The sequence below is a fragment of the Pinibacter aurantiacus genome (genome assembly GCF_019130065.1).
GTDB classification, from domain to species: Bacteria; Bacteroidota; Bacteroidia; order Chitinophagales; family Chitinophagaceae; genus Pinibacter; species Pinibacter aurantiacus.
The window spans coordinates 342458-356983 of record NZ_JAHSPG010000015.1 but is presented as its reverse complement, the minus strand read 5'-3'; the positions used below and the strand labels follow the sequence as shown (position 1 = coordinate 356983).

The window sequence follows — 14526 nt, the reverse complement described above, 5'->3', positions numbered from 1 at the left end:
TATAATATGCATTGCAGGTTTTGTAAAACAGAATTAACCGACACTTTTATTGATCTCATCAATTCTCCGGCATCGAACTCTTTTTTAACTAAGGAGCAATTGAACGAGCCGGAAGCCTTTTATCCATTGAAGGTGTACACTTGCCCTAAATGTTTCCTGGTGCAGGTAGATGAGTACAAAAAGTCTGATGCTATTTTCAATAGCGACTATGTATATTTTTCTTCTTATTCTACAAGCTGGTTGCAACATGCAAAAAAATATGCTGATAAGATGTGCGACCGTTTTGGGTTCAACAGCAATTCACGGGTGATTGAGATAGCATCGAATGACGGTTATCTTCTTCAATATTTCAAGGAAAAAAATGTTCCTGTGTTGGGGATTGAGCCAACCTCGAACACGGCTGAGGTAGCAGTGGGAAAAGGCATTGAAACTGTTGTAGATTTTTTTGGAACAACACTTGCGCAAAAGCTTGCCGATAAAGGTACCAAAGCTGATTTGTTGTTGGGTAATAATGTGCTTGCTCACGTTCCTGACATCGTTGATTTTGTGAAGGGAATGAAAACGATTTTGAAGGATGATGGTGTGATCACTATGGAGTTTCCTCACTTAATGCAATTGGTGGATAATAACCAGTTCGACACCATTTATCATGAACATTTCTCTTATTTATCTTTCTATACAGTAAAAGAAATTTTTGCAGCGCAAGGGCTGGAAATGTTTGACGTAGAAGAGATCCGAACACACGGCGGATCGTTGAGAATATATGCAAAACATAAAGAAGACGGTTCAAAAAACCTTTCTCCAAATGTAGAAGCGCTTCTTCTAAAAGAAAAGAACAAGGGCATGCTGTCTATGGAGTACTACAATAACTTCCAGGACAAGGCGCTGAAAATAAAACTGGACCTTCTCGGTTTTTTATTGGAACAAAAAAGAAACAATAAAAGAGTGGCCGGATATGGCGCTGCTGCAAAAGGAAATACGCTGATGAACTATTGCGGCATTAAGAATGACCTGATTGATTTTGTAGTAGATGCCAATCCGCATAAACAAAATAAGTTCTTACCGGCAAGTCATATACCAGTTGTGAACGAAGCTTATTTGAAAGCTCAGAAACCAGAATTTGTCATCATATTTCCATGGAACCTGAAAGAGGAAATAGTGAATCAGCTTGCTTATATTAAAGATTGGGGTGGAAAATTCGTAATTCCAATACCTCAACTGCAAATATTGTAAAATGAAGAAGGTACTTGTAACCGGTGCCACAGGCTTTATTGGAAACTATGTGGTAAACGAATTGTTGAAGAACGAATGCATGGTGGTCGCTTCATCATCAAACATTGATAAAGCAAAGGAGTTTAGCTGGTTTTCACAAGTGATCTATAAAGCTTTTGATTTTACGCTCTTTGACGATAATACAGATTACTTTGATTTTTTCGGCAAGCCGGATGTTGTTATTCATCTTGCCTGGGAAGGATTGCCTTTTTATAAGGAAGCTTACCATTACGAAGTTAATCTGCCAAGGCATTTTCAATTTATAAGCAACATGGTTAGGAACGGAGCTAAGGATATCAACATAACCGGTACCTGTTTTGAATACGGAATGCAGGAAGGCAAACTAAGCGAGGATATGCCGGTGCACCCGGATAACTATTATGCCAAAGCAAAAGATGAATTGAGAAAACAAGTCGAGGCATTGCAAAATAGTTTTTCGTTTTCGTTTAAATGGCTCCGGTTGTTTTACATGTACGGGAAGGGGCAAAATCCCAAATCATTATTATCACAGTTGGATAGAGCGTTGGATGCCGGTGAACCCGTGTTCAATATGAGTGGAGGGGAGCAGGTTCGCGATTATTTGCCAGTGACAAAAGTTGCCGGATATATTGTACAAGTTGCTTTACAAAAAGAAGTAACAGGCGTTATAAATTGTTGCAGTGGCGTTCCAATCACAGTGAAAGAACTGGTGCTGAATTATTTGAAAGAGAAAAATAAAGACATAAAACTTAATCTCGGATTTTATCCATACCCCGATTACGAGCCCATGGCTTTTTGGGGAGATAATAAAAAGATCAGTCAAATATTACATCTTGAGTAATACGTTAAGGCAGATAACAATCACGCTATTTTTACCGTATGAATTTTAAAAAGCGCCTTGCCGGAGTTGTCATACTCTACAATCCAGATATTGAGGAGGTGAAAAAAAATATAGGAAGCTATTCCGCTGAACTGGAGAAGCTTTGGGTGATAGATAATTCAGAAGAAGGATTAATTGACCCGGCTATCTTTTCCAACAGTTTTTTAAATGTAACCTTTATACAGGATGGAGTAAATAGGGGGATTGGCCCCCGCATAAATTATGCATTGGAAGAATGCAGGCGCAATGGCTTTGATTGGTTGCTTACAATGGACCAGGATTCAAGCTTTACTTTCGACAATTTTTCAAAGTATATTGAAACGGTAAGGGCCATAAATATCAATGATAGTAAAATAGCCCAGCTGGGAGTTGAGTTTAGTAACGAGGTGCGAACCCCTAACGAGCATGTTGTTTTGCAGGAAGAGCTTGCCATTATTACATCAGGAACATTTATTAATATTAAGTGTTTGAACGAAGTGGGACTGATGAATGAGGACTTGTTTATAGACGAAGTTGACTCCGATTTTTCGTATAGAATTGCACTCGCCGGCTGGAAAACATTGGTCTGCAAAGGCATTTATTTGCTGCATAGTTTAGGGACCTTGAAGGAGGGACGATCAGTAAAAACAGGCGCTAAATCTCTTCGCACATTGCATCCGCCTGTAAGGCTGTACTACATGACAAGGAATCATCTGTTAATGAAGAAAAAGTACAAGAAGCACTTCCCTGAGGTTTTTAAAAAAAGAGATATACATCTGCTTCATGTTTACAAAAACAATTTGTTGTATAATTTGCAGAAGTTTAAATCTTTGCAAATGATCATCAAAGGATACTTTGATTTTAAAAGAAATAAACTAGGCAGACTTTCTTAAAACAACAGGCATACAAGTGGAGTTATCTAACAATATTCAATTCAGCATCATACTACCCGTTCGCAACGGTGGCGAATATGTAAAGGAATGTGCGAAAAGCATTCTTTCGCAGACATACGGCAACTTCAATTTTATTGTACTTGATAACTGCAGCACAGATGGTACTGCGGAATGGCTTGAAAGTCTAAATGATCCAAGAATTGTTATTTACCGTTCCGATAAATCTTTGTCAATCGAAGAAAATTGGGCAAGGACCGTTGGTGTGCCGAAAAATGAGTTTATTACGTTGATAGGTCATGATGATGTGCTGGAAAGTAATTACCTGGAGGTAATGGAAAAGTTGATAAAAAAATACCCTGATGCCAGTTTGTTTCAGACGCACTTTAATTTGATCGATTCTCAAAGTAAGGTCATACGACCTTCAAGGCCAATGCAGGCGGTGGAAGATGCGGAGTCTTTCCTGACGAGCATAATGACTAAGAGATTTGATATTGTTGGCACCGGATTTTTGATGAGAAGCGCTGACTACGATAAGCTCGGGGGTATTCCTGATTATCCCGGCCTGCTGTTCGCAGATTACGAACTGTGGTTGAATCTCACAAAGATTGGTTATAAAGTAACAGCAGAAGAAGTTTGTTTTTCTTTTAGAATTCATCAAAGTGCTACCACCACTTCGTCTGATAAAAAGATCCAGGATGCTTTTGAAAGGTTTGTAAAATATCTTCAGGATGTACAAGCTTCAGGGCCTGAATATCGCAACGTTATTCTTGAAAATGGTGAAGCATTTTTATTGAGCGAATGCAAGGCAATGTGCCACCGTTTGTTAAGAACACCAAGGCAAAATGGAACCACTGAATTAAGCGTTAAGAATACTGTAGATACTTTTGTGGGATACGCTAAGCGATTGATTCCTGGCAAACCATTTGATCCAATGAAGGAGTCAAGCATAAAGCTTGCGGCATTGATCGATAAAAGCAAGCTTGGCCGGAACTTATTTCTTATGTTCAAGAAAATGTATTCAAAACCTGTTCTAAAGTAATGGAGAACTTATTTGTTTAGCAATCTGGTTGCCGTCAATGCTGCATATTGCTTTGTGTAATAAATAGCAGCGAACACATACCAGCGCCAATCGGGATAGAACTTATGCATGAAAGCTGCATGGTTCTTAATGCCCATTTTTCTAACCTGCAAATGTTTTTCCTTGCTTGAGCTTCCCTTATGTATATGCATTACCTTGGCCTGTGGCAGAAAATGGATCTTATAACCTAACTGTCTGAATTCCCAGCACCAGAGCGTGTCTTCGCTGTACATAAAGAAAATGTTTGACAGTTCTTTGTTGGGCAGTTGATCGATTATTCTTTTAGGAAACATCATGTATGTGCCCCACACCCAATCGCAATCCATTTCTCTCTCATGATCGAAGTAATGGTGCAGCATTAAAGACTCTCTCTTTTCTTTAGGCAGCAATTTGTAGAAAGGAAATACTTCCAGCAATTCCCAGCCAATGGTGCGAAACCTGCGGGCATTGTATTGCTTCCGTCCATCAGGATACAACAATTGGCAGGTGGTCATGCCAGTGTCAGGATGTTCTATTAAATAATCGTAAGTGATTTTAGGAGCGTTGTTGATTAATTCGGTATCGCTGTTAAGCAAAAGGACGTGCTCTCCTGATGCATGTTTTATTCCCAGATTATTCCCACCTGTAAAGCCCGTATTTGTGTCGCTGGCAACTAGTACTATATCGGGAAACAGTGTCTTGAATTCGTTTGGATCACGCTCTACAGAGGCATTATCTACCAATACAATTTCATACGAAAGGCCAATGAGCTTTTCGTGTATGGAACGAATGCAATTACACGTTAGCGTAAAAGTATTGTAGTTGATAATAATGATGGATAACTGCATTGTTAGTGATGAGTTATGAGTGGTGAGTTGTGAGTTTTTTCACCGCCTGTAACTTCCTTATTTTACTTTATAGAAATATGGTTTATTGCCAAGCATCTTGAAAAAGTAACTGAGCAACACGCCAATGTTTTTACTGTACTCAATAAAATTTTGCCAGCTGTACCTTGCTTTCTTGCCCTTAAACAGCTTCTCTATTATTAATCCGAAAAAGAAAACCGGCACATCAATCGCGTAAAAGAATGTGAGCACCAGGAACCAACCAATACCAAACTCTTTGCGGATGCGTAGTTGCGTTGATACTATAACCTGGCGGCCTCTCCGGTTCCAGAGATTTTTGCCATTGTTCCATTCCTTTTCATCATAAAAGTCGCTGCTGGTACCGCCTCCAATATGAACCACTTTGGGTTCTTCAAACAAGCAAAGCTTGCCCTGTTTCTTTAGTCTTGCGCACCATTCTATTTCTTCTGCGTACATGAAAAAATCGGGATCAAGTAAACCGGAGCGGGAGAGGACATCTTTTCTTACCATCACAAAAGCGCCGATCACCCAGTCTACATCGGTAATGGCAGCAACAGTTGTAACGCTCGGAATTTTTGCATTGAGTTTATAGCCCCAGTATCTTACAAAACTCCCAAGATAAGGCAGTGGAAGCAGTGTATTCAAACCGCCTTTCATAACATGCGCTCCGGAAATCTGGTGCGTGCCATCTGTATTCAGCAATTGAACGCCGCAGGCAACATATTCCTTATGCGCTTCAAACAATGCTACTGTTTTATACAATGCATTTTCCTGGATAATCGTATCGGTATTTAAGAGCAGAATGTTTCTTCCTGTAGCATGTGGAATGCCTGCGTTATTGCCGCGTGCAAAACCGGCATTGTAATCAAGTTGTATCCATTTTAAATCTGGATACAACCTGGTTACTTTTTCCTGACTATTATCTTCAGAGTTATTGTCTACTACAATGATTTCGAAGGAAGTGCCTGTCGTTTCTTTATAAATGCTATCCAGGCAATCAATTAATAATCCGGCTGATTTATAATTTACAAATATGATCGATAGATCTGTCATTGCTAAGCCTTGCTTTTTTGCGCCGGTGCCGGTTGCGTCGATTTTCTACTGTTTAAAAACTCTTTTACAAGCCAGCCAAGCGCCAGTATTGATATCAACCAGCCGGCGATCGTATCGATGGTAAAGCTTCTCAAATAAACTTTAGGCTCGAATTTGAAATCGATCGTGTGTTTGCCTGCAGGAACAACCAATGCACGCAAAACATAGTTGGCTTTGATCACATCTGTCTTTTTGCCATCTACGTATGCGTTCCAGTCTTTGTAATAAATTTCGCTGAATACCGCTAACTGTGCAGTTGCCGCGTTGCTTTCGTAAGTAATGGCATCGTTGTCAAACTTGGTTAGTTTGATAGATGCAGTACTATCAAATACAAATTGTCCGTTTACAACTTGCTTGTATTTCTCATCCACAACAGCGGTGTCTTTAGGTGAGAACTGATCAAGCGCTTTCATTTCCTGAGCAGGGCCATTTACATATTGCACTCCTTTCACGAACCATGCATTGCCAAGAGCCTCCGGGTTCGGAACTGCCATTGGTTTATTGGTTTGCGGGTTGGACTGAATCAGGTATTTTGTATTCAACATGTTCAGCACAGGTAAATTCAATTTGCCTGAGAGCTGGTAGCTGATAAGATCATCGTAAATGCTAAGTTTTGCAGCGTGGTAACCACCAACTGATTTATGATAATAAGATGGTTTCGCATCCTGGAAAGGATCGGCACGCTCAGCAAGGTTAAGCACTCTGTAGTTGGGATCTTTATCCTGCAAAATAGCTTTATCTGCATCAGTCATAGGAAACGCATCTTCCTGGAATTTTTCCTTCGAATCGAAGTTGTAGTTGTTTAGATATTTCGTGTTAATGGTAAACAGTTCAATAGCCATCACCACGCCAATACCAACAAGCAGAACCGTTGCGTTTACTTTCTTTGTGATAAATGCATATAGCAATCCAAACACAAGCAGGGAGTACAGCAATGCGATCAAAATATCTTTCTTCAGGAAATCGGCCCTATCCTGGCGAACAGCTTTCACCACTCCACTTGCCACATCTTCTTTTCCTGTATTGAACATAAGTTGCTCGAAGAGCTGGTTATCCGTTTTCGGCTGGTATTTTTGATTCAATGCATTGTATGCAGCTTGCATATGGGTAGAATCAGTTTTCAGCATGTCCACAAAAGCCGCTTTTCTTTCTTTATTTTCTTTACTGAAATCGCTGGTAAAATAAAATCCACCTACTATTACAAAAATGGCACCTGCAACGTATGCTGCCTTTTTGATTTTGTTCCAGGTATCCTTCTCGTCAGTTGCAGCTAAGATTTGTTGAATGCCTAAAACTGCTCCCAGCGGGAACAATAATTGCGGAATAACAAGTATCATGGATGGTGCACGGAACTTGTTGTACAAAGGCAAATACTTAAACAGCATATCGTTAAACGCTGCAAAATTGCTGCCCCAGGCCATCAGAACGGCAACAATGCTGGCCGCAAGTAGCCACCATTTATATTCTTTGTCAATAAAGAACATGCTAATGATGAACAGAATACAAACTACTGCTCCTAAAAACACAGGGCCATCAGTAGATGGTTGCGGTCCCCAATAAAGACTTTGGCTCATTTGCATGGCATAGCCTGCAGCTTGATCTTCAGGAACATTTAATTTTTCGGAAAAATATTTAGCAGTTTTTGAACTTTCGTCCAGTTTTGGGAACATCCACTGGTCGCCATCTTTTTGAGCATAGTGGAAACCGTAACCCTGGATAGCAGGAAACATTAAAGAGAATGTCTCCATTTTACCATAGCTCCACATGAACGCGTATTCAGAAGTTAAACCTTCACTTTTATGAGAAGCTTCTCCTTTTTGGTCCATTACCAACACGCCACCTCTCTTTGTGTCTTTTGTATAATCTGCAATGGTCAACAGGTTACAGGAGTTTGCTGCAAGACCCAGCAACCCTGCAATGGCAACTAATCCAAGCGACATCAGCATTGGTTTTATTTCTCCTTTTTTAACAGAGAAAATGATAAAGCTCAATGACGCGATCGCAATAACGATGAAAATGTAAAAGCTTATCTGCTGATGATTTTGCGCGAGATGTAAGGCGGTAAATAACGTTGTCAGGACAAACCCGGCAATGTATTTTTTTCGATATAATAAAAGAACACCCCCCAATAATGCCGGCATATATGCCATCGCGAGCATCTTGGTTGTGTGACCCGCTGCAACAATGATAGGGTCGTAGGTGCAATACGCAAAGGCTATACTACCAATGATCGCAATGCCAGCCTGTCGAATCCCAACGCATAGACAGAGTATATAAAAACATACGCAAGCCAGGAAAAAGAAGCTCATTGGCTGTGGCAGCCACAAATGCAATGCACTGTCTATTATATTTAGTGGAGATGTAGGCAGCGGATATAAGATATTAAAATTCGGCATTCCGCTAAACGCATTCGTATTCCAGAGCGGTGCAACACCGGTGGCTTTTTGATGCTCTTTTAACTGATGTGTCATTCCTTCGACGCCGGTATTATCATACTGTACCATTGTCACACCACTTTCAAGAGCTGGTCTACAATAAATAACGGTAATAACAAGAAAAACTAATATTGCAATTACGTGAGGTAGGACCTTCTTAAGCCAGGTTGGTTGCATTGCTGAAAAAATTTTGGTTGGCAAAATAATACTATTTTACTGATTCCGATGATGGATTAGGAATTAGGAGTCAGGAATTAGGAATTAGAGGGGGAAAATGCAACCAGATCCAGCTAATTTCTAATTCCTGACTCCTAATTCCTGAACCGTTCCTATCTTCACGCCCATTATGAAGATCTCATTATTGGCAAAAGTGGCTTTTATCTTCAATCTTTGCTTTTTGCTGCTGATACTTACCAAATATTTCCATTTTTTACCGGATGGTAATTTTAAAAATGCACTTGCAATTCCGGGATATGTACTCTCTTTTGTGGTAAACGCGGTGGTGAATGTTTGGGTGCTATTGCTGCTGCTTTTCAAAAAGCAAAACCTATTACCCCGCTGGTTACTTTTGATAAACGGACTTTTCTTTATTTTACAGATCTATTTATTGTTAAAATAAGTTTTAAGTAATGAGTAGTACGTTCTAAGTCATGAGACTTTTACCACTTACAACTCTCCACTTTCAACTTTCAACTCTCAACTCACCAATGATACACCAGATACTTAAAGATAAACCTACCAAGCTGTTTGTGGCTTTTGCGGCATTTTTTGTGGCAAATGCCCTTATAGCAGAATGTATAGGCGGAAAGATATTCTCTCTGGAAAGCTTCCTGGGTATGAAGCCTTCGTCCTTTACTTTATTTGGCCAATCAGGTTTGTCATTTAACCTGACCTGTGGCGTTATACTGTGGCCATTGGAATTTGTACTGACAGATATTGTAAATGAATATTATGGCCCCAAAGCAGTTAGAAGGATTTCTTACATAGCCGTTGCGTTGATCAGTTATGCATTTGTAATGTTTTATTTCGCGATCCATTTACCGGGCGCAAATTTTTGGCTGGGAAGCAAGCAGGACCAGGGTGTACCAGATATGCAAGGCGCTTTTAATGCAATTTTCGGACAGGGCATGTGGATCATCTTCGGAAGTTTGTGTGCCTTTCTTGTGAGCCAGATAGTTGACGTTACGGTGTTTCATCGCATTAAACGAGCAACAGGAGATAAATGGATTTGGTTAAGAGCAACCGGTTCTACCGTTATCTCACAGTTCGTAGATAGTTTTATTGTGTTGTTCATCGCTTTTAAAATTGGTAACAACTGGAGCTGGCAGCTTGTATTGGCAATTTGTATAGTGAACTACACTTACAAGTTTACCATGGCCATCGTTTTAACACCATTGATCTATTTAATGGAAAGAATGATAGAGCGATACCTTGGTCACGAAACCGCTCAGAAAATGAAAGCCGCAGCAATGGGAGCGCCGGTGTCGGATGAGCCGGTGGTTGCTGGCTAGCAACCAATTTGAAAATATGTTAATTTGAAAATGCTTTGGGTTCAGGCTTTAAAAGTGAGTGACTAAATCTCCAGGGTTTAGAGAATATGCCTTTTGTAACGAATGTCACACTCAACGAATTTTCAAATTTTCAAATCTTCAAATTTTCAAATTGAAACCTCCATCACGAAATCATTCATAAAATACCCGTTCCCGATATTAATGTCTTCTTCTTTGATGATTTTAAAACCGTTGCTTTCGTAGAAGCTGATGGCTTTGTTGTTGCGGTTAACGTTTAGCTGGATCTTCTTTGCACCTTGCTCTCTTCCCTCTTCAATAATGGTATCCATCAGTGCCTTGCCAACGCCCTTGCCTTGCAGGCCGGGGAGTACGTATATTTTGTGGATTCGAAAGGTGCCGGGCTCAGTTTCTGAGTAGGAAGTAAAGCCGACTTCATGTTCGTCAATTTCTGCAATGAAGAAGTGGTGGTGTTTTTGCAGCATTTGTTCCTGCAGTGCCGCCGGGCTGTACATCATTTGAAGCATGTATTGCAGCTGCTCAAGAGTAAGAATGTCTTTGTAGGCGGAGGGCCATGTTTGGTAAGCCAGAAAGCCGATAGCATTAATATCTTCAATGTCCGCGGGGCGAATAACGAGCGTGTCTTCCATGCTGCAAATTACATTGTTCGCAGTCAATTTGAAAATTTGAAGATTCGAAAATTTGAAAATGGAGGGAGAACGCAGATTCTCAAGATTGTCATGATTAATGAAGATAAATAAAGGAGGATTGGTTGATCGCTTTATTATCGGTAAATAAATCAATCATCGTAATTCTAAAAAATCATAACAAATCGTGACAATCTTGAAAATCTGCGTTCCGGTTCAAATTTCACATTTTCTCCGCCCTCAATTGCATGTTATTCAATGTCAATACCTATTTTGTACACCAAATAGATAGTAGGTTGATCAAGAATTATAACACACCGATGAATCGTATTACTCCCAACAATGCTTTTTGGACTATCCGCCCCCTGAAATGTAAAAAGCTGCATCTGCTGAATGTTGCATTGTTTTTTTTAACCGCTGGCAATCTGCAGGCGCAGGTGTTTGGTGGCAATCCATCTTCAATGCAGTGGCGGCAGGTCAACAATAAAATTGCCAAAGTAATTTATCCTGTAGGTCTTGATAGTGCGGGGCAGCGCGTGGCGAATGTGGTGGCATATTTTCAACCATCAATCGCTAAAACAATAGGGAACCGGTATAAGCCGGTAAGCATTGTTTTGCAAAATCAATCTTTGGTCTCCAATGCTTACGTCCAGATCGGGCCGTACAGAAGCGAATTTTACCTGACCCCTTCGCAAAACAGTTTTGAGCTGGGAAGTTTGCCCTGGGTAGACCAGTTGGCGATCCATGAGTTCAGACACGTGGAGCAATACAATAATTTTAACGTCGGCTTATCAAAAGTGTTTCGCATTTTGTTTGGCCAGCAAGGGCAGGAATTGGCAAACAGCCTTGTGGTGCCAAACTGGTTTTGGGAAGGCGATGCGGTTTTTAATGAAACGCAAACGAGTCAGCAGGGCAGGGGAAGGCTGCCTTATTTTTTCAACCCTTACCGTTCGTTGTGGCAGGAGCAAAAGAACTATTCATGGATGAAATTAAGGAACGGCTCGTACCGCGATTTTGTTCCCGATCACTATGCACTTGGCTACATGCTCACCGCTTATGGAAGAGAAAAATACGGAGATGATTTTTGGAAAAATGTAACGCATGATGCGGCATCCTTTAAGGGTGTATTTTATCCATTTCAACTTGCAGTAAAAAGATATTCGTCAAAGCCATACAAAGCATTCAGGAATGATGCCATCGCATTTATGCGGCAACAACTGGCGGATAGCACTGTCATTTCAACAACAAAACATTTTCTCGGCGACCAGGAATTTCCTAATTATTTGCAAGACGGCAGGCTATTGTATATGAACAGTAGCTATAAACAGATTCCGCGTTTTGTGATTAACAACAATGGTGTAGAAAAGAAATTGAGGGTAAGGGACATTTCGTTGGATAACTATTATTCAGTTCGCAATAATAAACTGGTATACGCGGCCTACAGAACGGATCTACGCTGGGGTTACAGAGATTATAATGAAATCAAATTGCTGGATATAAACACTGGTGTGCAGCGAACATTGACACACAAAACAAAATATTTCTCTCCCGATATAAATGACCAAGCCTCGAAAATAGTTGCTGTGGCTGTGTTTCCGGATCAAAGGAACGAACTGCACATTCTTAGTGCAGACTCTGGTACGGTGTTAAAAAGAATACCAAACGCAGACAAACTGTTTTACACTTATCCAAAGTTTTACAAGAACAATGAAGTGATTGCGGCCGTAAGAAATAGCAAAGGAGAGATGTCGTTAATGAAGATCAACACTGAAAATAATCAACACACAGCGCTGCTTCCTTTTTCCTGGCACATTATAGGCTTTCCGCAAATAAAAGGTGATACTGTGTTTTTCAGTGCTTCCGCAAAAGATAGAGACGAGTTGTTTGCATTAGTGGTTTCTGATGCAAAACTTTACAAACTTCAGAGTTCTTTGCTGAAGGGTGTTACAGGCAACTATCAATTAACGAGCGGCAATGGAAAAGTGGCGTGGACAAATTTTACTGCAGTGGGAATGCGCCTAAAAGAAACCACGGTTGCTGATGCTGCATGGGTAAGCGCGGACAACTTTAATGCACCAAATAAATATGATTTTGGTGTAACTGCTTTAAGTAATAAACAAACAAGCGATCTGCTGGACAAAGTAGGAGATAGCAGTTATCCGGAAGACAAATACTCAAAAGGGCATAAACTTTTTAATTTCCATAGCTGGCGTCCGGCCTTTGAAGATCCTGATTATTATTTTTCATTGTTCGGTGAAAATGTGCTGAATACTTTTCAGTCGGAGATCTATGTTGATTATAACAGGGATGAGCAGTTTAAGAAAATAGGGTTTAATGCAATTTATGGCGGCTTGTTTCCTTATCTCTCAGGGGGTGTGGCTTATACATTTGATAGAAACGGATTGGGCAGATACCACCGTATTTACTGGAACGAACTGGAAGCAAGCGCAGGTTTAAGCGTGCCGTTTAATTTGAGTAAAGGAAGAAATATTACCAGGCTAAGTGTTGGAAGTTTTTATACTTACAACAGCTCCTATTTCCAGGGAAGCTACAAAGATTCAATTGGTACAATTGATTATGGTTACCTGAACAACACGATCAGTTTTTCAAATCAAATACAAAGCGCGAGACAAAATATTTATCCGCGATTTGCCCAAACGCTGACACTGAATTACAAAACAGCCATACAGAATTATACAGCCAACCAGTTTCTTGCCAGTGCAAATCTTTACTGGCCGGGACTGTTCATTAATCACAATTTTGTAGTGAACCTTGCTTTCCAGGGACACGATACTTTGGGGCATCCCTTTACGTTTGCCAATGGCTTTCCTTTTTCCAGGGGATACCAGGCTGAAAATTTATACCGGATGTACAAATGGGGGGTCAACTATCACTTACCATTATGCTATCCTGATTGGGGGTTTGCGAGCATCGTGTATTTTCAGCGTGTGCGGGCCAACTTATTTTTTGATTATACCAATACACAGGACTTTTATAGCAACCATTCAAAATTCAATGAAAACTTCAGAAGCACTGGAACAGAAATTTTCTTCGATACAAAATGGTGGAACAATTTGCCAATAAGTTTTGGCATCCGCTATAGTTATTTATTGGACGATGACAAATTTGGAGGCGCCGGCCACAACAGGTGGGATTTTGTGCTGCCGATTAATTTGATAAGCCGGTAGAGAGCGGGAATTAATAATTAGTAATTAATAATTAAAAATTAATAGGGTGTTTCATTCTTTATTGATACGACCCTGTTAATTGTTGAAAACAATAGTGTCGATCTTTGCTTGCGTCGTTCAACCTTTTAATTATTAATTATTAATTCTTAATTATCCTCACATCGTTTCCTTCACCACACCTCCGGCTCTCTTTCTGCTCCACTTCGAAATCACTGTTTTTCCATTCATCAGGCTTAGTATGCCATCTTCTATTTTGTAATTACTTGTCAGGAGAAAATTGTGTAGAAAAGCTTTCTCATCGTAACCCTTGCATTCCATTTTAGTTCCTTTTATATTATCGCTGAAAGTAAGTTTGTCTTCCGCGGCTACAAACGTGCCGGAGATATCATTGCATCCATCATTGCCGGTAAACTGTTTTTTCTTAAGGTTAATGGTGAGAAATGGAAACTTGCCGGCAGCAGTATCCGATGCCAATACAGGAATCAGGTACCATGTTCCATTTAAAGAAGAATCAGTAGTTATACCTATATTATTTGCGTTGACATACTTCGTTTGCATAACTACGTTAGTATCGTTATTGCGTGAAAACACCGCAAAAACTGCAATCAACAAAAATGAACTTAACATAGTAGTTTTACTATATTACTTCAATTTTCTTGCCATGAATTGATCCTGATCAATAGTAAACTTTTGAAAGTGAAGTAGGAACTACCGAAAAAAAAAATTTGTG

General features: G+C 40.0%; 12 protein-coding genes. 7 read left to right on the top strand and 5 right to left on the bottom strand.

Going from position 1 to position 14526, the window contains the following annotated elements; translation table 11 throughout:
- The first annotated feature begins 6 nt into the window (after positions 1–6).
- The 4 genes from KTO63_RS19945 to KTO63_RS19930 are packed head-to-tail and all read left to right on the top strand — an operon-like array spanning position 7 to position 4042.
- Positions 7–1233, top strand: a complete 1227-nt coding sequence (locus KTO63_RS19945) for a class I SAM-dependent methyltransferase (protein WP_217793623.1) — start codon at positions 7–9, stop codon at positions 1231–1233.
- Between the two features lies 1 nt (position 1234).
- The gene (locus KTO63_RS19940; RefSeq protein ID WP_217793620.1) at positions 1235–2092 is read left to right on the top strand and encodes an NAD-dependent epimerase/dehydratase family protein; all 858 of its coding nucleotides are present in this window, start codon (positions 1235–1237) and stop codon (positions 2090–2092) included.
- 38 nt (positions 2093–2130) lie between these two features.
- Positions 2131–3003: a glycosyltransferase family protein gene (locus KTO63_RS19935; protein ID WP_217793618.1), complete on the top strand. Its 873-nt coding sequence runs from the start codon at positions 2131–2133 to the stop codon at positions 3001–3003.
- A 16-nt stretch (positions 3004–3019) separates the two neighbouring features.
- Complete coding sequence (locus KTO63_RS19930) at positions 3020–4042, top strand: glycosyltransferase family 2 protein (protein WP_217793616.1); 1023 nt, start codon at positions 3020–3022, stop codon at positions 4040–4042.
- An 8-nt stretch (positions 4043–4050) separates the two neighbouring features.
- On the opposite strand, the gene KTO63_RS19925 is transcribed toward KTO63_RS19930, so the two are convergent.
- From KTO63_RS19925 to KTO63_RS19915, 3 genes are read right to left on the bottom strand one after another with little or no spacing between them, the layout of a single operon-like run.
- Positions 4051–4908 carry a glycosyltransferase family 2 protein gene (locus KTO63_RS19925; RefSeq protein WP_217793614.1) on the bottom strand — a complete coding sequence of 286 codons (858 nt, stop codon included), beginning with the start codon at positions 4906–4908 and terminating at the stop codon, positions 4051–4053.
- 57 nt (positions 4909–4965) lie between these two features.
- The gene (locus KTO63_RS19920) at positions 4966–5979 is read right to left on the bottom strand and encodes a glycosyltransferase family 2 protein (RefSeq protein ID WP_217793612.1); all 1014 of its coding nucleotides are present in this window, start codon (positions 5977–5979) and stop codon (positions 4966–4968) included.
- A gap of 2 nt (positions 5980–5981) precedes the next feature.
- Entirely contained in the window at positions 5982–8630 is a 2649-nt protein-coding gene (locus tag KTO63_RS19915; RefSeq protein ID WP_217793610.1) for a YfhO family protein, read from the bottom strand.
- Positions 8631–8799: 169 nt separating this feature from the next.
- Between KTO63_RS19915 and KTO63_RS19910 the strand changes: the two genes are divergently transcribed.
- Positions 8800–9072 carry a hypothetical protein gene (locus tag KTO63_RS19910; protein WP_217793608.1) on the top strand — a complete coding sequence of 91 codons (273 nt, stop codon included), beginning with the start codon at positions 8800–8802 and terminating at the stop codon, positions 9070–9072.
- An 88-nt stretch (positions 9073–9160) separates the two neighbouring features.
- Positions 9161–9964 carry a queuosine precursor transporter gene (locus KTO63_RS19905; RefSeq protein ID WP_217793606.1) on the top strand — a complete coding sequence of 268 codons (804 nt, stop codon included), beginning with the start codon at positions 9161–9163 and terminating at the stop codon, positions 9962–9964.
- Positions 9965–10110: 146 nt separating this feature from the next.
- Here the strand turns inward: KTO63_RS19905 and KTO63_RS19900 are convergent, their stop codons facing one another.
- Positions 10111–10638: a GNAT family N-acetyltransferase gene (locus KTO63_RS19900; RefSeq protein ID WP_217793603.1), complete on the bottom strand. Its 528-nt coding sequence runs from the start codon at positions 10636–10638 to the stop codon at positions 10111–10113.
- 290 nt (positions 10639–10928) lie between these two features.
- Between KTO63_RS19900 and KTO63_RS19895 the strand changes: the two genes are divergently transcribed.
- The gene (locus KTO63_RS19895; protein ID WP_217793601.1) at positions 10929–13796 is read left to right on the top strand and encodes a TolB-like translocation protein; all 2868 of its coding nucleotides are present in this window, start codon (positions 10929–10931) and stop codon (positions 13794–13796) included.
- Between the two features lie 156 nt (positions 13797–13952).
- On the opposite strand, the gene KTO63_RS19890 is transcribed toward KTO63_RS19895, so the two are convergent.
- Positions 13953–14423, bottom strand: coding sequence for an META domain-containing protein (locus tag KTO63_RS19890; RefSeq protein ID WP_217793599.1), 471 nt, complete (start codon positions 14421–14423; stop codon positions 13953–13955).
- Between the last annotated feature and the right edge of the window lie 103 nt (positions 14424–14526).

Coding starts and splice junctions, on each gene's coding strand:
- KTO63_RS19935 (WP_217793618.1), top strand. CDS start 2,131: ATGAATTTTAAAAAGCGCCTTGCCGGAGTTGTCATACTCTACAATCCA.
- KTO63_RS19925 (WP_217793614.1), bottom strand. CDS start 4,908: ATGCAGTTATCCATCATTATTATCAACTACAATACTTTTACGCTAACG.
- KTO63_RS19940 (WP_217793620.1), top strand. CDS start 1,235: ATGAAGAAGGTACTTGTAACCGGTGCCACAGGCTTTATTGGAAACTAT.
- KTO63_RS19945 (WP_217793623.1), top strand. CDS start 7: ATGCATTGCAGGTTTTGTAAAACAGAATTAACCGACACTTTTATTGAT.
- KTO63_RS19920 (WP_217793612.1), bottom strand. CDS start 5,979: ATGACAGATCTATCGATCATATTTGTAAATTATAAATCAGCCGGATTA.
- KTO63_RS19895 (WP_217793601.1), top strand. CDS start 10,929: ATGAATCGTATTACTCCCAACAATGCTTTTTGGACTATCCGCCCCCTG.
- KTO63_RS19915 (WP_217793610.1), bottom strand. CDS start 8,630: ATGCAACCAACCTGGCTTAAGAAGGTCCTACCTCACGTAATTGCAATA.
- KTO63_RS19890 (WP_217793599.1), bottom strand. CDS start 14,423: ATGTTAAGTTCATTTTTGTTGATTGCAGTTTTTGCGGTGTTTTCACGC.
- KTO63_RS19905 (WP_217793606.1), top strand. CDS start 9,161: ATGATACACCAGATACTTAAAGATAAACCTACCAAGCTGTTTGTGGCT.
- KTO63_RS19910 (WP_217793608.1), top strand. CDS start 8,800: ATGAAGATCTCATTATTGGCAAAAGTGGCTTTTATCTTCAATCTTTGC.